This window comes from Rhizobium sp. J15, assembly GCF_002531825.1.
GTDB lineage: Bacteria > Pseudomonadota > Alphaproteobacteria > Rhizobiales > Rhizobiaceae > Rhizobium.
The window spans coordinates 140591-160954 of record NZ_NWSX01000006.1 but is presented as its reverse complement, the minus strand read 5'-3'; the positions used below and the strand labels follow the sequence as shown (position 1 = coordinate 160954).

Genomic DNA, 20364 nt, shown 5'->3' with positions numbered 1-20364 from the left:
CGGGCTTTTTGCCGTCTCGGTCGCTCACCGTTCCGCGTAGATCGCTTCGCGGAGATCGACCGTGAACTTGCCCCACATGCCTTCCAGCGTCGTGTTCGTCAGCGCCACGACGGTCAATCCGTTGACCGGGTCGATGAACCAGCTATGGCCATAGACGCCGCCCCATTTCAGAGTGCCGGCGGGGAAGGGGACGCCTGCCTCGAGCGGATCGGTGAGAACGGACCAGCCGAAGCCGAAGCCGGAACCGGGCTCGTGTCGCTGGCGGTGGCCGCCGGCCTGGTCCGTCGTCATCATCCGCACGGTTTCGCTCGAGAGCAGCGGTGCGCCGCCCTTGCGGATGGTTTCGAGGATGGTCAGCACGTCAGCCGCCGTTCCCGCCATGCCGGCGCCGCCTGAATGATAGGAGGCGGGATCGAAGATACGGTTCGGCGCAAACCGGATGGGACCCATCAGCGACATCACCACGGCATTCTCGCCCATGAGCGCCGGCTCCGGCGAAGCATTCATATAGGCGGCCGCAAGCCGGCTTCGGTCACGGACGGAAAAAGCGGTGTCGGTAAGCCCAAGTGGCCCCGTCACCAGTTCGGCAACGCTTTCGCCCAACGGCATGCCGGTTTCCGCTTCGACGATGCCGCCGAGAACGTCCATGGCAAGGGAATATTGCCAGTCGCTGCCCGGCGCGAAACGCAGCGGCACGCTGGCGATCCGCCTGAGATTTTCGGCGAGCGGCAGTCCCGGTTCGTCAAGGCCGTCTGAAATGCCGGCGCTGATATAGGGACCGCCGTCCTCTTCGGAGAAGCCGTAGCCGAGCCCTGACGTATGGGTCAGCAAATGGCGGATGCGAATGGTTGCGTCGCTGCCGTCAGCCAGCCTCGGCCGGAAATCCGGCAGCCATCGCGTCACGGCGTCGTCGAGCCCGATCCTGCCTTCCTCGACGAGCCGCATCGCGGCGATGGTGACGATCGGCTTGGTGATGGAGGCAAGCCTGAAGATGGTGTCCTCGCGCATCGCCAGACCCTTCTCGCGATCGGCAAGACCGCCGGCGCGGCGGTGGACGATCTCTCCGTCGCGGGCGACCAGCACCACCGCTCCGACAAGCCGCTTTTCGTCGAGCGCATTGGTGATTACCGCGTCAACAGCCGCGCCGAGGGATGAACGCCGGTTGGCCTCTGCCTTTTCGAGGGGAAGACTCATCAGATTAAACCTTCTATAATCACAATGACCGTTCCTGAATATAGCAAGCTGCCTCGAATTTCTAGAGTGATCATTGTGAAAAATAGTGCCGACGTGAAAAACCCTCCCGCCCGCCGCCGCGGCCGCCCGCCGGCTTTCGACCGCGAGACGGTTCTGTCCGCCGCCCGCGAAACCTTCTGGGCGCACGGATATGAGGGCGCCTCGATCGCCGATCTCACGGCCGCCATGGGCATCACGCCGCAAAGCCTTTATGCCGCCTTCAATTCGAAAGCCGATCTCTATCGCGAGGCGCTGCAGCAATACCGAGGGCTTGGCGCGAACACTTTTTCAGCGCTTGGGGAACCGATCGACACCGTCTCCGCCTTCGAGCATATTTTGCGAGGGTCGGCTGCAATCTTTTCCGCGCCGGAACATCCGAAGGGCTGCATGATTTCGACGGCGGTACTGAACTGCGCCACCGAGAACGACGCCGTTGCCGATCATGTTGCGGCGCTGCGCCGCCAGTCGCTGAGTGCCTTTGCAGCAAGGATCGAGCGCGGCATGCGCGAGGGCGATATCAAGGCCGGGACCAATGCCCGCGCGCTGGCGCGATTCCTCGCCGCTATCGTCCAGGGAATGTCGGTGCAGGCGAGGGACGGCGCATCCCATGAAGAGTTGCTCGATATAGCAGACCTCGCCATCGCCGAGGTCGCCCGCCATCGTGCCTGAAAACGAAAAGGGCCTGACGGTCGTGACTGACACCAGCTGCTGGGGTCAGTCACACGCTGCCAGGCCCTTCAAGAATGAAACAGCCGATCAGTCGTTCGCCGAAACCTTGACGCCGAGCACCTGCGGCAGCGTGTTCGGAGCGCCCATGGCAGCGCCGACGATCGTCGGGAACGGCACCGGCTTTTCAGGCGCGGCCTTCACCGTCAGGCTCTTCGGGTCGTCGAGGAAGGTGTTGACGGCCGCCGATACGGCGTTCTGCAGCTCCGGCACATTGAATTGCGCCAGCATGATCGGCGTCATCGCCTTCAGCGAATCCGCCATCTGCTGGCCGGAAATGTTCTGCTGCGCGCCGGCATAATCGAGCGCGCGCTTGGTGATCGAGGCATCTTCGAAGCGCACCTGTGCGCCCTCGAAGGAGAGCTGCTGCATCAAGCCGAGCATGGCGAGACCGAGCGCCTGCTGCGCCTGCTCCTTGTTCGGATTGGCCTCGGACTCCTTCATCGCATCCTGCAGCGACTTCACGAAAGCCATCGTGTAGCCGGAGATCTTGAAGCCGAGATTGAGCTTGCCGATGTTGTTGAAGTCCAGAGCGAATTCCGAAATGTCGATCGTGCCCGGCGCGAGTTCCCAGGCGCCCTTCATGGTGATGTCGCCCTGAACGTGCTGCAGGGCGAGCTTCTCGATCGCATCCTTGCTCTGCGGGTCCTCGGCCTTGCTGAGATCGGCCTTCATGCTTTTGAAGGCGCCGTCGAAATCGAAGCCGGATTCGTCTTCGCGCAGCGTCAGATTCATGTCGCTTTCGAGCACGGAGAAGACTTCCGCACCATCCTTGACCACCTTCAGCGGACCGGTATGGGCGTTTTCGTAGAGCATCATGGTGTCGAGCGAGTCACCGCCCGGCGTTGCCGGGACCGAGATGCCGCCGAGCGTCAGCTCCTGCGCCGTCACCGTGACGCCTTCCTTCGTCGTATTGATGTCGGGGAAGGCGGCTTCTTCGATGTAATAACCGCCGTCTTCGTCTTCTTCCACGCCGGAAAGGGTGACTTCGCCGATGGCGAGGCTCTCGCCGCCGGTCGGCTTGACGCTGACATTCTTCAAAATCACGGTCGTGCCGTCGATGTCGACGCCGTCAGCCGAAATCGTTCCGCCCTGTTCGGCATAGGCGGCATTGAGCTTCTTCAGCAAGTCGGCGCCGTCGAGAGCGAAAGCCGAGCCGGCGAGCGAGAAAAAGGCTGCGCTCGACAGCATCAGCCGCGTTGTCCGGTAAAAGTTCATGGGGTGATTCCTCTGGTGGCGTGTGGCGGTTTGGAAATCTGCAGTTACGCTACTACGGATTAGGCCGGCTTTATATTGCAGCCCACTAATTTTTTGTTGAAGGGAAGGGCAAACGAAATCGAAATTGCGACGAACAGCTTGTCTCATCCTTTGATGTCGGCCGGAAGACTTCATCCACAGCTGCAATAGGCTGGATTCCTTGCCCCCCGGGCTCTTCTGAGCTAGTCAAGGCCCATGGGACAAGAGATTTTGCCGCCTTCGGGCGGAGACGACGACAACATTCAACCGGTCGACCTCAAGGCGGCGCTTGAGCAGCGCTATCTCGCCTACGCGCTATCGACCATCATGCATCGCGCCCTGCCTGACGTGCGCGACGGGCTGAAGCCCGTTCATCGCCGCATCGTCTATGCGATGAACGAGATGGGGCTGCGGCCGACCTCGGCCTTCAGGAAATGCGCCAAGATCGTCGGCGAAGTGATGGGTAACTACCATCCGCACGGCGACCAGTCGATCTACGACGCGCTTGCCCGTCTCGCCCAGGATTTCTCGCAGCGCTACACGCTGGTCAACGGCCAGGGCAATTTCGGCAATATCGACGGCGACAGCCCTGCCGCCATGCGTTACACCGAATCGAAGATGACGGCGGTCTCGGAACTGCTGCTCGAAGGCATCGATCAGGATGCCGTCGATTTCCGCGACACCTACGACGAATCGAATTCCGAGCCGGTCGTCCTTCCCGGCGCCTTCCCGAACCTGCTCGCCAACGGCTCTTCCGGTATCGCCGTCGGCATGGCGACCTCGATCCCCTCGCACAATGCCCACGAGCTTTGCGACGCCGCCCTGCACCTGATCAAGCATCCCGACGCGACCGTCGAGAAGCTCGTCGAGTTCATTCCCGGCCCGGATTTCCCGACCGGCGGCATCATCATCGACAGCCGCGACAGCATCATCGAGAGCTACCGTACCGGCCGCGGCGGTTTCCGCGTGCGGGCGAAATGGCAGACCGAGGATCTCGGCCGCGGCGGCTACCAGATCGTCGTCACCGAAATTCCCTTCCAGGTGCAGAAGTCGCGGCTGATCGAGAAGATCGCCGAGCTGTTGATTGCCCGCAAGCTGCCGCTGCTCGAAGACATCCGCGACGAATCGGCCGAGGATATCCGTATCGTCCTGGTGCCGAAGAGCCGCAGCGTCGATCCGACGATCCTGATGGAATCGATGTTCAAGCTGACGGAGCTCGAAAGCCGCTTCCCGCTGAACATGAACGTCCTGTCCATGGGCCGCATCCCCAGGGTCATGGCGCTGAACGAGGTGCTGAAGGAGTGGCTGGACCACCGTCGCGAAGTCCTGCAGCGCCGTTCGCGCTTCCGCCTGGCGGCCATCGACAAGCGCCTCGAAATCCTCGGCGGCCTGTTGATCGCCTACCTCAACATCGATGAGGTGATCCGGATCATCCGCGAGGAAGACGAGCCGAAGCCCGTCATGATGGCGCGATGGGACCTGACCGACAATCAGGTCGAGGCGATCCTCAACATGCGGCTGCGCGCCCTGCGCAAGCTGGAAGAATTCGAGATCCGCAAGGAGTTCGACGAACTCACCAAGGAAAAAAGCGAGATCGAGGCGCTGCTCGCCTCCGACGACAAGCAGTGGCAGACGGTCGCCTGGGAAATCGGCGAGGTGAAGAAGAAATTCGCCAAGGCGACCGAGGTCGGCCGCCGCCGCACCCAGTTCGCCGACGCGCCCGAAACCGACGAGGAAGCGATCCAGCAGGCGATGATCGAGAAGGAACCGATCACCGTCGTCATTTCCGAAAAGGGCTGGATCCGCGCACTAAAGGGCCATATTGCCGATACGGCGACGCTGACCTTCAAGGAAGGTGACGGCTTGAAGGTGGCCTTCCCGGCGCAGACGACGGACAAGATCCTGATCGTCACGACGGGCGGCAAGGCCTTCACGCTTGGCGGCGACAAGCTGCCGGGCGGCCGCGGTCACGGCGAGCCGCTGCGCATCATGGTAGATATGGATAACGACCAGGCAGTGCTGACCGCTTTCGTCCACGATCCCTCGCGCAAGCAGCTGATCGTTTCGACTGCCGGCAACGGCTTCGTCGTTCCGGAGGCTGAGCTCGTCGCCAACACCCGCAAGGGCAAGCAGATCATGAACGTCGCGCTGCCCGAGGAAACACAATTGCTCGTGCCCGTCACCGGCGACCATATCGCCGTCGTCGGCGAAAACCGCAAGCTGCTGGTCTTCCCGCTGGTGCAGGTGCCGGAAATGTCGCGCGGCAAGGGTGTGCGCTTGCAGCGTTACAAGGATGGCGGCATTTCCGACGTCCGCTGCTTCGCGATCTCGGATGGCCTCGTCTGGGAAGACAGCGCCGGCCGCACGTTCACGAAGAACAAGGACGAGCTTGCCGAATGGCTGGGCGATCGCGCCACCGCCGGACGCACCGTGCCGAAGGGCTTCCCGCGCAGCGGCAAGTTCGCCGGCTGAGCCTTGCAGCGCGGCGCGCCTCACAGGCAGGTGCGTCGTAACGCCTTGATTTGACCCATAAGTAAATTCCGCGCTCCGCTCTTGGCGGGCGTGGGAACTTCTCTATCTCACTCCTGTTATCAAAAATAAGAGAAGGCCGGTTCCGTGGGCGGACGGTGCGGCTGTAGCTTTTGCGCCCTGGGGAGGCGCGCGGCCTTAACGGAGGAAAATCGATGCCCGCCGCCAATACCATCAAATTGCATGTCAGCCACACCTATAAGGCGCCGCCCGCTGCCGTTTACGACGCCTGGCTCAATCCCGAAATTGCCCGCCGCTTCCTGTTTGCGACCGATGAGGGCCATGTCATCCGTGCCGAGATCGATCCCCGTGTCGGCGGCCGTTTCTTCATCGTCGACCGCCGCCCGACCGGTGATGCCTTCCATCAGGGAGTTTTTCTGGAGCTGAAACGCCCTCGGCACATGGCCTTCAGTTTCTCGGTCGAGGAGCACGACCACAATTGCGACCGCGTCGAGATCGATATCGAACCTCTCGGCGGCGGCAGCCGCCTGACGCTGACCCACGAAATGTGCGCCGAATGGGCCGAACACGAGGAAAAGACCCGGCAAGGCTGGGCGCATGTAGTCGAAGGGCTCGGCAGGGAGCTGGAACAGCAGCAGCTGAAGGCTACGGGTTGAGCGGCACGCTGAAATCCTGAAGGAAGCGGGTTGCGCCTTCCTCATCGATCTCGCCGGCGGCGACGTCTAGCACAAATGCGATAACCTCCGGGTTATCGGCATCAATGATGTAACCGTTGATATAGAGAAAAGTAAACGCGGCAAGATAGCCGGTGCGCTTGTTTCCATCCACGAAGGGATGGTTTCTCACAATGCCGTAAAGATAGGCTGCGGCGAGTACGAAGATATCGGTTTCGCCATAGGCAGCTTTGTTGGGTGGGCGTGCCAAGCTTGTTTCCAACGCGTTGGCATCCCGTAGGCCCGACAAGCCGCCATGCTCGGCAATCTGCTCAGCATGCATATTTTCGACGGCTTGGCGGCTGAGCCATTTCAGCCGTATCATTTCGCGAGTTCGCGGAGCGCTACCCGATATTTTTCCATGCCGATGCGGGCTGCCCGCATTTGTTCAGCCAGATCTGCTGATTCCGGCACGAGGTGAATGTTGCCCTCGATCTCCCGCAGTTCCAGGCTGTCGCCGCTGCTAAGGCCCAACCGCTGCAACACCTCCTTGGGGATGATGACACCCTCGGAGTTTCCGATTTTGCGGATCGTGACGTTCATCGCTCTATCTCTCTGTGTGGCAACAAGGTTATAACATGGGTGCGGAGAGCCGACAACATCTACTCAGCGGCCTGCCTGACGCTCTTCCCTCGTACCATCCAGAAACAATGCCCGGCGATCGCGGCTACCAGGATACTGCCGCCGACGAGTGTCATCGTCGCCGGCGTTTCCGCGAAGATCAGCCAGACCCAGATCGGGGCGAGCACCGTTTCGAGCAGGTAGAACATGCCGACCTCAGGGGCGGAAAGATAGCGCGGCCCGGTCGCAAGGCACCAGAAGGCGACCGGCATCATGATGGCTCCGTTGACGAGGATCCAGCCGGGATGGGCGATGGAAAGCCCCGAGGGCAGAGCTTGCGCGAGGCCGAGCGCGGCCGGCAGGATGGCGGCAAGCAGCGGCACGAAGCCCATTTCCCGGCGCGAGGCACGCCCGATGGTGATGGCTGCAGCAAGAATGAGCGCGCTGAGCAGCGCCATGGCGTCGCCAAAGAAATGGCCGCTGGAAAGCCCTTCGCGTACGATCAGCCCGACGCCCAAGATCATGAACAGCATGGCGATCAGCGTCGCGGGCCGCGGCTTCTCCTTGAGGAAAATCCAGGAAAGAAGCGCCCCGAACATCGGGTTGAAGGCGACGATGAAGACGACATTGGCGGTGGTCGTGTTGAAGATAGCGAGCACGAAGGTCAGCGACGAGAGACCGTAAAGCAGACCGGCGAGAACGCCAGGCCGCCCGGGAACGAGGACCGGCCATTTGCCCGAGGCAAGGCGCATTGCTGCAAGGATGACGAGCGTGGCGACAACGGTGGCCGCGCTTCGCACTCCCAGGACCGACCAGATGTCGCCCTCGCCGAGGCGGACGAGCGGGATATCCATGGAAAGCGCCAGGCCGCCGATCGCCGTCAGCAGCAGGCCCTTCCGGTGGTCGGAAAGAGCGGTCGGAAAAGACATTCAGTCGTGGGTGCTTTCGGGCATCGTGGAGGGGTCGAAACGCTCCCAGCCGCGCGGCGTCAGATGCTCCTGCGGCTGGAAACGCGTTTTATAGTCCATCTTTCGCGACCCTTGCACCCAATAGCCGAGGTAGACATGCGGCAGGCCGAGCGCCTTGGTGCGCCGGACGTGGTCGAGAATCATGAAGGTGCCGAGCGAACGGCGTTCGAGCGCCGGGTTGAAATAGGAATAGACCATCGAAAGCCCGTCGCTCATCGTATCGGTCAGCGCAGCGGCGAGCAGTTCGCCCTTCGGCCGCTCCTCCAGCCCCGAGCCTTCCTCCCGCCGACGGTATTCGACGATTCGCGTGTTCACATGCGTGTCTTCCACCATGATCGCATAATCGAGCACCGTCATGTCGGACATGCCGCCCTGCTGGTGGCGGAAATCGAGATAGCGCCGGAAAAGCGAATATTGCTCGCTCGAAGGCTGGGCGGCGAATTCGGTGGCGATGATGTCGGAATTGGCGGCAAGCACCCGCTTCATCGATTTCGTCGGCTCGAATTCCTGGGCGAGAATTCGCACCGAAACGCAGGCGCGGCAGGACTCGCAGGCCGGTCGATAGGCGATGTTCTGCGAGCGGCGGAAGCCGCCCTGCGTCAGGATATCGTTCATCTCGGCGGCGCGCGGGCCGACGAGATGGGTGAACACCTTGCGCTCCATCTCATGCGGCAGATACGGACATGCAGCCGGTGCCGTCAGATAAAACTGCGGGGATGGCGTCGTCTGCGTATTCATTTGTCGCGGAAGTTTCCTTGTCGAGACAGTGCCGTTTTCTGACAGCATGACCTAAGAATAGAAAACGTCAACAGCGGGGCGGTTCGCGCCCTTCATTTCAGTCCTCTAATTTTAGATATGGAGCCCTGCAACACCCGGCAAAGGGAAGGCGGAGACTTTATTTCGTCTCCGCCGCGGGTTTCAGGCGGTGCGCACCGTCACCGTGCCGACCAGCAGGTCATGGATGAGGCGGCTGCGCTCGGTAAACAGGCCGACGAGCAGAATGAGCGGCGTCAGCACCGAGTTGAGGATCCAGAACAGCGCCAGATGCACGACCGCCGTCAGGAAATCCAGCGGCCGTCCGTCGACGCGCATCATCGCGATCCCCATCGCACGCATGCCGAGCGAGGCCTGGCTCGGCCCGCCGACCGTCAGGCCGAAGTAAATGCCGGCGACGATGACGAAGAGGGCAGGGTAGAGAAGAAAGCCGAGCCCGAGCGTGAGGATCGACAGGAAGAACAGCACGACCGCTGCTGGAATCCAGAGCAGCGCCACGATGACGTAATCGAGGATGAAGGCGAAGACACGGCGGCTCAACACGCCGCTATAGGCGCGCCAGTCCTCCGGTGCGGCATAAAGCGGGTTGGGGTTGTAGCTCATCTCAATCTCCTCAGGAAAAGCGATGCCGCTGATATGGTGTCAGCAAGACGAAATGCAATCATCGCCATCCAATTCAGCGTTTGCTGAGGATTTTCGCCACCTCGACCGCGAAATAGGTGAGGATGCCGTCGCAGCCCGCCCGTTTGAACGACAGCAGCGTTTCCAGCATCGCCCGCTCGCCGTCGATCCAGCCGCTCATCGCCGCCGCCTTGATCTGGCTGTATTCGCCGGACACCTGATAGGCGAAAGTCGGCAGGCCGAAGGCCTCCTTCATGCGCCAGCAGATGTCGAGATAGGGCAGGCCGGGCTTGACCATTAGCATATCGGCGCCTTCCTCGACGTCGAGGGCGGCGTCGCGGATCGCTTCGGTGCCGTTTGCGGGATCTATATAATAGGTCTTCTTGTCGCCCTTCAGCAGCCCGCCTGTCGAGATCGCCTCGCGATAGGGACCGTAGAAGGCGGAGGCGAATTTCGTCGCATAACTCATGATGCCGACGTTCTGGTGGCCGGCCGCATCGAGCGCCATGCGGATCGCGCCGATCCGCCCGTCCATCATTTCCGACGGCGCGATGATGTCGGCGCCCGCATCGGCCTGCATCACGGCAGCGCGCGCCACCTGATCGACCGTCTCGTCGTTGACGATCTCGCCGTCTCTCAAGATGCCGTCATGGCCGTGGCTGGTGAAGGGATCGAGCGCGACATCGGTGATGACGCCGATATTGGGCACCGCCTTCTTGATCGCCGCCGTCGCCTGGTTGATCAGGTTGTTGGCTTCGAGGCTGTTCGAGCCCGTTTCGTCGCGCAGCTCCATCTCGATATTGGGAAAGGTCGCAAGCGCCGGAATGCCGAGGCCGGCCGCTTCGCGCGCGGCTTCGACGGCCGTGTCGATGCTCATGCGGTTGACGCCGGGCATGGCCGGGATCGGATCGATAATGCCGGAACCCGGCACGATGAAGATCGGCCAGATCAGGTCGTCGACCGTCAGCCGGTTCTCCTGTACCAGACGGCGCGTCCAATCCGCCTTGCGGTTGCGCCGCATGCGGCGATGGCCGGTGATTTCGTCGACGAGATGCGTCCTGTCCTGCATGATATCTGCCCCTGGCCCATTCCATTTATCGGAGCGCTCATTATCATGGCGCCCGGAAAATCCAAACCGGACGATTGGCCGCGGCGGAAAACCGCTCGCAACGAGACAACCCCAAAACCGAAGTTTGCGCTATGGAAACCGATTCCCCGACGATACCGAAACGCACGCTGGCGGATCTTCTTTTCATTCTCTTCCTGAGGCTGGTGGCGGTGTCCTGCTTCTGGTTCGGCCTGCAGTATTGGGCGATGCTCGTCGGCTATTCGCTGGTCGGCAGCGGCCGCTTCGATCTTTTGAGCCTGCCGTGGAAGGTGGCGAGCACCAGCCTTGCCGTGCTGTTCCCCGTCGCTTCACTCGGCCTCTGGCTGACCGTCTCATGGGGTCCCGTCATCTGGGTGCTGGCGGCCGGTGGCCAGATCGTCATGCATGGGCTGCTGCCCGACATTTTCGGCGCCAACCAGCTGATCATCCTGCTGCATGCCATGGTCGCCGTCGTCTATTGGATTTTCCGCCTGCTGCTCTGGCTGGAAAAGCGCCGGCACCGCCGCCAGGTAAGCGTTGATTTACCCTGAGACAACGTGGGGTTTCCAGTAAGGCTCCGTTAAGCCTGCGGTTTAAGTCGAATTTTATATGTATTCGATAGGGTCTCACTCAAGGCGGGAAGAAAACGACACCGCCAAACAAACAGTGAGGCAGTCAATATGAATACGAAAATCAAGCCGCAGGCGGTATCTAACTTCCGTGACCAGCAGGATCAGGGCATCCGTGATCTTTACATGGAATCCCTTCATCTTGTCGAACGTCTTCACCGCCGTCTTCTCGACGTCATCAAGGACGAGTTCGACCGTCAGGGCCGCAGCGACGTCAATGCCATCCAGGCGCTGCTCCTTTTCAACATCGGCAATTCCGAGCTGACCGCCGGCGAGCTGCGCTCGCGTGGCTACTATCTCGGCTCCAACGTTTCCTACAACGTCAAGAAGCTGGTCGATCTCGGCTTCATCAACCACCAGCGCTCACGCATCGACCGCCGCTCGGTCCGCATCAGCCTGACCGAAACCGGCCAGGATATCGCCGAAACGGTCGCCAAGCTCTACGAACGCCACATCGCCTCGATCGACAAGGTCGGCGGCATCGGCACCGACGAGTTCACCCAGATGAACAAGCTGCTCCAGCGCCTGGACCGCTTCTGGAACGACCAGATCCTGTATCGTCTTTAAAGCGCGGATTGTTTCTGCTTCGATATCAGAGTGCTTTAACTGGCGCAAAACGCGTAAAAAGGCACAGGGTGGCGTAGGTTTACGCGCCACTTGCGCGCCAGAAATTCCGACCTCCAATCGGCGCCTAAAGCGCAAAGCGGCTTTCCCTCCGCGATGCGCTTTTCTGCTTGATGCTCTTCGATGAGGAGGGCGCGTTATGTCATCACGACGGTGACGGCAATCGTGTTCGCGCGCACGCTCAAAAACAGCATACGGCTCCGCCTCTAAGCCTCCGCGTTCACGGCAACCACCCGCCCATCCCGCTTCTGTTGGACAGGCGACTTCCGGACGTAAGTAATCGTGCGGTTTTTGTTCGTGTCTTGGCAGAAATTGAGATACTGCAACGCCACGAGTTTCATCGGATTGCGCGCTGCGGATAACCCTCCTCTCTAAGTTGAAAGGCATTTCTAAAACCGCTAGTTGATGGGGGTCGCTGGGAGAAAAACAATGACGCCGTCCAAAGTTAAGCAACCTGTATGTTTTGTCGTAAGTCCTATTGGGGAGGATGGAAGTCCGGAGCGCGTCCACGCTGACTGGCTGCTCGACGGCATAATCAAGCCTGTCTTCGCGGAGCATTATTCAAACTACAAGGTCATCCGTGCAGACAAGATGCCTGCGCCTGGGTTGATCGACGTTCAGATCATTGAACAGCTGCTTGATGCCGAATTGGTCATCGCTGACATTACGACGCTCAATCCCAATGTATTTTACGAGATCGGCGTCCGGCACGTCGTGAACAAGGCGATCATCCATATGAGCCGCGTCGGCGACCCGATACCATTTGATATAAAGCTGTTCAGGCACATCACATTCTCTGTGACAACGCCGCAGGCGCTCGTATCGGCAAAGGTCGCTCTGAAGGAGGCTTTGGACGCGACGTTCGCGGAGGGCTTCAAGGTCGACAACCCTGTCACGCGCACCCGTGGGATAGTGAAGTTTGAAGAAAGTGCAACGCCGAGCGAGAAGGTGTTGCAGGACCAGATGGCTACTTTCGATGCGCGTTTGGCGCTGCTCGAACGAGCGGAGTTTCCCATTTCGAATTCAGTAGCTGAGGCTCTGCTGCGGCCATCCGTTAAGCCCATTAGAGGGGCCGATTATGGGCGCCGAACTGTACTGCGTTTTGCTCAGGACGAGATCACGATCAAGGTCGTCGCGAACCTTCAATCTACTCGCCAGCTCCATCAAGACTCGCAGAGGGCCATGGAGACGCATTTCGAGTCATTTGCGAAGACCGAAGAGAATGAGGTTAGCGCCCTCTACAGCGTACTTTACAATGAGAGGAACCTCAAAGCTGCTCATGACATAGCGAAGCAGCTTGAGGCGATGGGGTATGGTATAGATATCTCGGCGGGTCGGCGCATAGAATAAAGCCCCGAAGGGGCTCGTCATGCTTTTTGAATGGATACGGTTTGACCCCTTCTCCCGTGAACCCACACCGCCGTTGTTGATGGTCACTAAAAAGCCGAGACCTAAAGGATAGGCATCGCCTCCACTTGCTCCCTTATGGCGGCCTAATTAAGTAAACAAATCAGGAACATTTACGGTTCATTCACAAAGGTTATCTCCGCATTAAGGGTTGTCCGATATGCTGCATGCAATTGACTTTGGATCGCCCGAGCTACAATATCGATACCGCTAGAGTGCATGCGGCGGACCTAGTCACCAACAAATTTAGTTTCCTCGGAGATAGAGGATGGATCTTACGTTCATACGTGGACGGGGGTTCAAGGTGACAATAACTCCCAAGTTCATTGCAGCCTTGAGCGGTTTCCTCGTGATTGTTTTGCACGGTGAAAAGTTTGCACCTTCGATGGAGATAGTGCGAGCGATCTTTCATTGACGGTCTATTGTCTGAGTGGCGCCAGGAGACGCCGTTGAAGCACCATTATATTCCGCAATTTTACCTTCGCCCATGGGAGGGAAATGACAATCGTCTACAGGAGTTTAAGCGCGGTTACCAAAACCAGGTGACAACCAAGCGCGTATTCACCAAGCAGACGGGCTATGCTCCAGACTTGTACACCTTACCCGGTGCTACTGAAGAGACGAAGCAGAATGTGGAGAAGGCCTTTATGGCCCTTCTGGACAATGAGGCCGTTAAAGCACGAGACATGATGCTGTCGGGCCAAATACCGGCCGATCCGAAAACGCGAGAATCATGGACGAGGTTCGTTCTCTCGATGGTCTTCCGCAATCCGGAAGAAATGGCAAAATTTAAAGAAAGCTTCTGCAACGAACTCCGGAAGCCTGACGCAAGAATTCAGGCGGAATATGAGAGTCTTAAGGCGCCGGGCGATCCGGAAACCTTTGAAGAGTGGCTGATGACTAATCGGCCAGCTCGTGTCGAGCGGTCTGCGATACTGGTGATGACCAATCTCGTGCAGCGGAACAACGTTAACTATCTTCTTCGAACGATGCACTGGAGAGTGATCGATATCAGCGTGGTCTCACGTCGGCTCATGACGTCGGACAGGCCGATAATGATGAGCAACGGGATGGTCCAATACGCCGGTCACTTCGCGCTTCCGATCAGCCCAACGAAGCTATTCCTGGCTTGTACGACGGTCCAGTTTGCCGATCAGTTTTGCGCCATGCCAACCGGCAAGATGGTGCGCGAAGTGAACAAGCTCGTGGTAGGACAGGGACGTAAATTTATCTACGCGCAGGATGCGGCTCAGCTGAGCGATGTACGTCAACAAATGGGTAGGCTTCCGTATCCGTCGTTTGTGCGACCTGAACGTAGCGATTGACATATGGGGCGGCTTCATCGAAGCCGCTTTTATAAATGCCTTCCCCTCGCCTTGACGTGGCATCTTTGCAACGCAAGGCAGGCAAGCGTTGTCGCCTGTATCCAAGCCGTTTTTTAGCCGTTATTAACCGGCACGATTTACGCCGTCATATGGTTCGTTGTGTCGTGTTCCCGGAGCCGGCGGCTTGTCTTCCCACCCGGCAACACGAATTGGCCATATTGGTGTGGCAGCGGAATGCTTAACAACCGGCGCTTTCAATGGACCAGGAACGTTCAGGCTTTCGCATCGCGATTTTGTGATGCGGCGGGCGGGATTTTCTGATGCGCCGGGAGAACGAATGGATAGGGATCTGCGTTAGCGCGCAGTGATATCGCAAAGGGCCGCGCTTCCTTCATAGCGGCATTCAGTGGTTGGGACTATGTCGAAGAAAAACGGAAATGAAGCTCTCTCGCGCCGCGCTTTCCTGGCGTCGGCAGCAACAGTTGGTGCTGGCGCGCTTGCCGCCCCCGCATTCGCGCAATCGGCGCTCGATGGGCTCCTGAATGCCCCGAAACGCGGCAACTGGGACGATCAGTTCGACGCCAAGGCGGCTTCGCGCACGGCAACCGCCGTCGTTTCCAACACGCCGATCCTCGGCCCCCAATCGGTCGCCAGCGCGCAGCAGGCGATCATGCAGTATCAGCAGATCGCGGCCGCCGGCGGCTGGCCTGAAGTCAACCCCGGTGACCAGCGCCTGCAACTCGGCGTCAGCCATCCCGCGGTCCAGGCGCTGCGCCAGCGCCTCGCGATCACCGGCGACCTGCCGCGCGAGGCCGGCCTGTCGAACGCCTTCGATTCCTATGTCGATGGCGCGGTCAAGCGCTTCCAGGCCCGTCACGGCCTTCCGGCCGATGGCGTTCTCGGCGAATTCACGCTGAAGGCGATGAACATCCCGGCCGATGTCCGCCTGCAGCAGCTGAACACCAATGTCGTCCGCCTGCAGACCTTCCCCGAAGACCTCGGCCGCCGCCACCTGATGGTCAACATCCCGGCCGCCTACGTCGAAGCTGTCGAAGACGGCAGCGTCGCGACGCGCCACACCGCAGTCGTCGGCCGTCTCAGTCGCCCGACGCATATCGTCAACTCGAAGGTCTACGAGGTCATCCTCAACCCCTATTGGACAGCGCCGCGCTCGATCGTCGAGAAGGACATCATGCCGCTGATGCGCAAGGACCCGACCTATCTCGAAAAGAACGCCATCCGCCTGATCGACGGCAAGGGCAACGAAGTTGCGCCTGAAACCGTCGACTGGAACGGCGAGGCGCCGAACCTGATGTTCCGCCAGGACCCGGGCAAGATCAACGCCATGGCCTCGACGAAGATCAACTTCTACAACAAGAACGGCGAGTACATGCACGACACGCCGCAGCAGGGCCTGTTCAACAAGCTGATGCGCTTCGAATCCTCGGGTTGCGTTCGCGTGCAGAACGTGCGCGACCTGACGAACTGGCTGCTGCGCGAAACACCGGGCTGGAACCGCCAGCAGATGGAGCAGGTGATCGCAAGCGGCGTCAACACGCCGATCAAGCTGGCCACGGAAGTGCCCGTCTATTTCGTCTACATCTCCGCTTGGGGCATGCCCGACGGCATCGTCCAGTTCCGCGACGACATCTATCAGATGGATGGCAACGCGGAGCTCGCGCTCGATACCACGGCGGGCATGGAACAGCCGGTCCAGTAAGCGGCGACCTCCGCATCGCATCTTCAAACCGCGCCCTCCCGGCGCGGTTTTTTTATGCCGGGGAGGGCGCTCGGTAACGTGACCGCCGGTTCTTAGTTTTGCGCTGTCGCAAAATGACTGGAGCGCGCGCTTTGCTCAGCAAATGTCGTTCTTCGTATTGCCCTTGCCACGGCGGAAGGCTAATACCTCAGCGCATTCCAGTTGAGGAGCCCGCCCATGACCAATGCTTCCACCGAAGTCTTCTTCAATCGCTCGCTTGCGGACGTCGATCCGGAAATTTTCGGCGCGATCGGAAAGGAACTCGGTCGCCAACGGCACGAGATCGAACTGATCGCTTCCGAGAACATCGTCTCCCGCGCCGTGCTGGAAGCCCAGGGCTCCATCATGACCAACAAATATGCCGAGGGTTATCCCGGCAAGCGCTACTACGGCGGCTGCCAGTTCGTCGATATCGCCGAGGAACTGGCGATCGAGCGCGCCAAGAAGCTGTTCGGCGTCAATTTCGCCAACGTCCAGCCGAATTCCGGCTCGCAGATGAACCAGGCCGTGTTCCTGGCGCTGCTGCAGCCCGGCGATACCTTCATGGGTCTCGACCTGAATTCGGGTGGCCATCTCACGCACGGTTCGCCGGTCAACATGTCCGGCAAGTGGTTCAACGTCGTGTCCTACGGCGTGCGCGAGGGCGACAACCTGCTCGACATGGATGAGGTCGCCCGCAAGGCCGAAGAGCACAAGCCGAAGCTCATCATCGCCGGCGGCACCGCCTATTCCCGCATCTGGGACTGGAAGCGCTTCCGCGAGATCGCCGACTCGGTCGGCGCCTATCTGATGGTCGACATGGCCCATATCGCCGGTCTCGTCGCCGGCGGCCAGCATCCGTCGCCGTTCCCGCACTGCCATGTCGCCACGACCACGACCCACAAGTCGCTGCGCGGCCCGCGCGGCGGCGTCATCCTCACCAATGAGGAGGATTTGGCCAAGAAGTTCAACTCGGCTGTCTTCCCGGGCCTCCAGGGCGGCCCGCTGATGCACATCATCGCTGCCAAGGCGGTTGCCTTCGGCGAGGCGCTGCAGCCGGAGTTCAAGGAATACGCTGCCCAGATCGTCAAGAATGCCAAGGCGCTTGCCGAAACGCTGATCGCGGGCGGCCTCGACGTCGTTTCCGGCGGCACCGACAACCACCTGATGCTGGTCGACCTGCGCAAGAAGAACGCCACCGGCAAGCGCGCCGAGGCTGCGCTCGGCCGCGCCTACATCACCTGCAACAAGAACGGCATTCCCTTCGATCCGGAAAAGCCCTTCGTCACCTCCGGCGTGCGTCTCGGCGCCCCGGCCGGCACGACTCGCGGCTTCAAGGAAGCTGAATTCCGTGAAATCGGCAATCTGATCGTCGAGGTTCTCGACGGCCTGAAGGCTGCCAATTCCGATGAAGGCAACGCCGCCGTTGAAGCCGCCGTGCGCGGCAAGGTGGTCAACCTCACAGACCGCTTCCCAATGTATGGCTACATGGGATAAGGAGTAGCGATGCGCTGCCCCTATTGCGGTTCGGAAGATACTCAGGTTAAAGATTCGCGCCCGGCGGAGGACAACACGTCCATCCGCCGGCGGCGTATCTGTCCGGATTGCGGCGGCCGCTTCACCACCTTCGAGCGCGTGCAGTTGCGCGAGCTGATGGTGACCAAGAAAACCGGCCGCAAAGTACCCTTCGACCGCGAAAAGCTGGTGCGCTCCTTCGAAGTGGCATTGCGCAAACGTCCCGTCGAGCGGGACCGCATCGAGCGCGCCGTTTCCGGCATCGTCCGCCGGCTTGAAAGCTCCGGCGAAACCGAAATCTCTTCCGAGCAGATCGGTCTTCAGGTGCTCGAGGCCATGAAAAGCCTCGATGATGTCGGCTTCGTGCGCTACGCCTCGGTCTATCGGGATTTCTCGCTGGCCGAGGATTTCGAGAAAGTTATTTCGGAAATCAACGCCAAGATCGCCCGCGACCCGCTGGACGGATGAGCCATGAGCATCTCGCCGCATGACGAACGTTTCATGGCGGCGGCGATCCGCCTGTCGCGCGCGCATCTCGGCCGTACCGCCAGCAACCCTTCCGTCGGCTGCCTGATCGTCAAGGATGGCGTCATCGTCGGCCAGGCGGTCACCGCCATCGGCGGCCGCCCGCATGCCGAGCCGCAGGCGCTCGCCGAGGCCGGCGAACGCGCCCGTGGCGCCACCGCCTATGTCACGCTCGAACCCTGCTCGCATCACGGCAAGACGCCGCCCTGCGCCGAGGCCCTGATCGCCTATGGCGTTGCCCGCGTCGTCATCAGCGTCACCGATCCCGATCCCCGCGTCTCCGGCCGCGGCATTTCCATGCTGCGCGAGGCGGGCATCGAGGTGGATGCCGGCGTGCTGGAGGCCGACGGCCGGCGCGCGCTTGCCGGCTATCTCACCCGCCAGACGAAGAACCGCCCCTATGTGACTCTCAAGCTTGCCGTTTCCGCCGATGGCATGATCGGCCGCCAGGGGGAGGGTCAAGTGGCGATAACGGGACCGGAGGCCCGCGCTGAGGTTCAGGCGCTGCGCGCCGAAACCGACGCAATCCTGGTCGGCATCGGCACCGCCATATCGGACGATCCGCTGCTGACGGTGCGAACACCGGGTCTCGAAGCGTATTCGCCTGTTCGTATCGTGCTTGATCCCGCACTGGCGTTACCGCTGACGAGCAAGCTGGTTGAAACGGCGCGGGAAGTGCCGGTCATCTTGGTGGCGAGTGAAGATGTTTCGCCGTTGGGGTCAGAGGGGGGTACTCCACCCACCGTGTCTGACATAGATTCCCGCCGTACCGCTCTCGAAGCCGCCGGTGTCGAGATCGTCTACTGCAATCCCTATCACCCCGAAGTCCTGCTGCCGGCCTTGGCGACGCGCGGCATCTCCTCGCTTCTGGTCGAGGGCGGCGCAAAGACCGCGAAGCTTTTCCTCCAAGCCGGCCTTGTCGATCGCATCCAGCTTTACCAGGCACCCGTCGTCATCGGCGAGGGCGGTATTGAATCCCCGCTTGACGCAACCGACATACCATCCGGTTTCGCCCACAGGGGCACGCATATGTTCGGCGCTGATCGCCTGGATGAATATGAAAGAGAGAATTGATGTTCACCGGAATTGTTACTGATGTCGGTACGATCGAATCCGTTTCGTCGCTGAAGGAGGGCATCAAGCTCCGCGTCGCGACGAGTTACGACCCGGCGACCATCGATATGGGCGCCTCCATCTCCCATTCCGGCATCTGCCTCACCGTGACCGGCCTGCCGCAAGAAGGCAGCAACGGCCGCTGGTTCGAGGTGGAAGCCTGGGAAGAGGCGCTGCGGCTGACGACGATCGGCACCTGGCGGGAAGGCAGCCGCATCAATCTCGAACGGTCGCTGAAGATCGGCGATGAACTCGGCGGCCACATCGTTTCCGGCCATGTCGACGGCAAGGCGGAAATTCTTTCCGTGACATCGGAGGGCGACGCCACGCGCTACCGCCTGCGCGCACCCGAACATCTGGCAAAATTCGTCGCCCCCAAGGGTTCGATCGCCCTCGACGGCACCTCGCTGACCGTCAATGCCGTCGACGGCACGGATTTCGACGTCCTGCTCATCCGCCACACGCTCGAAGTGACCACCTGGGGCGACCGCAAGGCCGGCGATTTCGTCAATTTCGAAGTCGACACCATGGCGCGTTACGCCGCCCGACTGGCGGAATTCCCTACCGCGAAAACTGAATAACTTCGCCGTTATACTGCGCGCGCGCCGTCTCGCGAAAGCCGAGCTTGGCTGCGACCCTGAGCGAAGCCTCGTTCTCGGGGCTGATGATGCAGCTCATCGGCTTTCCCGGAAAATGCGTTCTCCCCCAACCGATCAAGGCGGTCAGCGCCTCGGTGGCGTAACCGCGGCCGTGCGCCGAAGGCATCAGCGCCCAGCCGACTTCCATCGTGCCCTCGATCGACGGCTTCATTTCGCGGCGGGCTTCGAGGAAGCCCGCTTCGCCGATGAAGAGGTCGCTCTCTTTTTCCACGATGGCGAGAAAGCCGAAGCCCATATGGTGCCACATGCCGGCGATGCGCAGCATGCGGCTCCAGCTCTGCTCTCGGCTTGACGGCGCCCCGGTGATGAAGCGAACGACATCCTCGTCCGCCCACAGCGCCGCATGTGCGTCGAAATCGTCCAGGCGGTGAGGGCGAAGCGTCAGCCGCGCCGTTTCGAGGGTCGGAATGGTGGTCATGT

At 60.7% G+C, this 20364-nt stretch carries 21 protein-coding genes; 12 read left to right on the top strand and 9 right to left on the bottom strand.

The genetic code is table 11. The features are described 5' to 3' along the window. Positions 1-24 precede the first annotated feature (24 nt). Positions 25-1194: a serine hydrolase domain-containing protein gene (locus tag CO670_RS07240; RefSeq protein ID WP_097589621.1), complete on the bottom strand. Its 1170-nt coding sequence runs from the start codon at positions 1192-1194 to the stop codon at positions 25-27. Positions 1195-1260: 66 nt separating this feature from the next. Here CO670_RS07240 and CO670_RS07235 point away from each other — a divergent pair, with 66 nt between their 5' ends. Continuing rightward, positions 1261-1902 (top strand): TetR/AcrR family transcriptional regulator, encoded by a 642-nt coding sequence (locus CO670_RS07235; RefSeq protein WP_097589620.1) that lies wholly within the window; start codon positions 1261-1263, stop codon positions 1900-1902. An 87-nt stretch (positions 1903-1989) separates the two neighbouring features. Here CO670_RS07235 and CO670_RS07230 read toward each other — a convergent pair whose 3' ends face one another. After that, positions 1990-3177 carry a hypothetical protein gene (locus tag CO670_RS07230; RefSeq protein ID WP_097589619.1) on the bottom strand — a complete coding sequence of 396 codons (1188 nt, stop codon included), beginning with the start codon at positions 3175-3177 and terminating at the stop codon, positions 1990-1992. Between the two features lie 234 nt (positions 3178-3411). Here CO670_RS07230 and parC point away from each other — a divergent pair, with 234 nt between their 5' ends. Next, positions 3412-5667 (top strand): DNA topoisomerase IV subunit A, encoded by a 2256-nt coding sequence (gene parC / locus CO670_RS07225; protein WP_097589618.1) that lies wholly within the window; start codon positions 3412-3414, stop codon positions 5665-5667. A gap of 212 nt (positions 5668-5879) precedes the next feature. After that, positions 5880-6341, top strand: a complete 462-nt coding sequence (locus CO670_RS07220; protein WP_097589617.1) for an SRPBCC domain-containing protein — start codon at positions 5880-5882, stop codon at positions 6339-6341. On the opposite strand, the gene CO670_RS07215 is transcribed toward CO670_RS07220, so the two are convergent. From CO670_RS07215 to hemB, 6 genes are all read right to left on the bottom strand, one after another. Further along, on the bottom strand, positions 6331-6723 hold the full coding sequence (locus CO670_RS07215; protein WP_097589616.1) for a type II toxin-antitoxin system death-on-curing family toxin: 393 nt from the start codon (positions 6721-6723) through the stop codon (positions 6331-6333). The genes CO670_RS07220 and CO670_RS07215 overlap by 11 nt on opposite strands. Then, positions 6720-6941, bottom strand: coding sequence for an AbrB/MazE/SpoVT family DNA-binding domain-containing protein (locus CO670_RS07210; RefSeq protein ID WP_004673828.1), 222 nt, complete (start codon positions 6939-6941; stop codon positions 6720-6722). The genes CO670_RS07215 and CO670_RS07210 overlap by 4 nt, the downstream gene beginning before the upstream one ends. 59 nt (positions 6942-7000) lie before the next feature. Next, entirely contained in the window at positions 7001-7888 is an 888-nt protein-coding gene (locus CO670_RS07205; RefSeq protein WP_097589615.1) for a DMT family transporter, read from the bottom strand. Next, on the bottom strand, positions 7889-8665 hold the full coding sequence (locus tag CO670_RS07200; RefSeq protein WP_097589614.1) for an arginyltransferase: 777 nt from the start codon (positions 8663-8665) through the stop codon (positions 7889-7891). A 180-nt stretch (positions 8666-8845) separates the two neighbouring features. Continuing rightward, on the bottom strand, positions 8846-9304 hold the full coding sequence (locus CO670_RS07195; protein ID WP_097589613.1) for an RDD family protein: 459 nt from the start codon (positions 9302-9304) through the stop codon (positions 8846-8848). Between the two features lie 73 nt (positions 9305-9377). Next, positions 9378-10391 carry a porphobilinogen synthase gene (gene hemB / locus CO670_RS07190; RefSeq protein WP_097589612.1) on the bottom strand — a complete coding sequence of 338 codons (1014 nt, stop codon included), beginning with the start codon at positions 10389-10391 and terminating at the stop codon, positions 9378-9380. A 131-nt stretch (positions 10392-10522) separates the two neighbouring features. Between hemB and CO670_RS07185 the strand changes: the two genes are divergently transcribed. The 9 genes from CO670_RS07185 to CO670_RS07145 all read left to right on the top strand — a co-directional run bounded on the left by CO670_RS07185 (position 10523) and on the right by CO670_RS07145 (position 19866). Further along, a complete protein-coding gene (locus tag CO670_RS07185; RefSeq protein ID WP_097589611.1) occupies positions 10523-10960 on the top strand; it encodes a DUF6163 family protein in 438 nt (145 codons plus the stop codon). Positions 10961-11089: 129 nt separating this feature from the next. Next, positions 11090-11605, top strand: a complete 516-nt coding sequence (locus CO670_RS07180) for a MarR family winged helix-turn-helix transcriptional regulator (protein WP_008522155.1) — start codon at positions 11090-11092, stop codon at positions 11603-11605. A gap of 486 nt (positions 11606-12091) precedes the next feature. Further along, positions 12092-13012, top strand: coding sequence for a hypothetical protein (locus CO670_RS07175; RefSeq protein WP_097589610.1), 921 nt, complete (start codon positions 12092-12094; stop codon positions 13010-13012). Between the two features lie 506 nt (positions 13013-13518). After that, entirely contained in the window at positions 13519-14394 is an 876-nt protein-coding gene (locus tag CO670_RS07170) for a DUF4238 domain-containing protein (RefSeq protein ID WP_176538886.1), read from the top strand. 418 nt (positions 14395-14812) lie between these two features. Beyond that, positions 14813-16114, top strand: a complete 1302-nt coding sequence (locus CO670_RS07165) for a L,D-transpeptidase family protein (protein WP_097589608.1) — start codon at positions 14813-14815, stop codon at positions 16112-16114. A 216-nt stretch (positions 16115-16330) separates the two neighbouring features. Continuing rightward, positions 16331-17629 carry a serine hydroxymethyltransferase gene (gene glyA / locus CO670_RS07160; protein WP_097589607.1) on the top strand — a complete coding sequence of 433 codons (1299 nt, stop codon included), beginning with the start codon at positions 16331-16333 and terminating at the stop codon, positions 17627-17629. Between the two features lie 9 nt (positions 17630-17638). Next, on the top strand, positions 17639-18115 hold the full coding sequence (gene nrdR / locus CO670_RS07155; RefSeq protein WP_088677088.1) for a transcriptional regulator NrdR: 477 nt from the start codon (positions 17639-17641) through the stop codon (positions 18113-18115). A gap of 3 nt (positions 18116-18118) precedes the next feature. Next, on the top strand, positions 18119-19246 hold the full coding sequence (gene ribD, locus CO670_RS07150; RefSeq protein ID WP_097589606.1) for a bifunctional diaminohydroxyphosphoribosylaminopyrimidine deaminase/5-amino-6-(5-phosphoribosylamino)uracil reductase RibD: 1128 nt from the start codon (positions 18119-18121) through the stop codon (positions 19244-19246). Continuing rightward, positions 19246-19866, top strand: coding sequence for a riboflavin synthase (locus CO670_RS07145; RefSeq protein WP_097589605.1), 621 nt, complete (start codon positions 19246-19248; stop codon positions 19864-19866). The genes ribD and CO670_RS07145 overlap by 1 nt, the downstream gene beginning before the upstream one ends. Here the strand turns inward: CO670_RS07145 and CO670_RS07140 are convergent. After that, on the bottom strand, positions 19847-20362 hold the full coding sequence (locus CO670_RS07140) for a GNAT family N-acetyltransferase (RefSeq protein WP_097589604.1): 516 nt from the start codon (positions 20360-20362) through the stop codon (positions 19847-19849). The two genes, CO670_RS07145 and CO670_RS07140, sit on opposite strands and share 20 nt — an antisense overlap. Between the last annotated feature and the right edge of the window lie 2 nt (positions 20363-20364).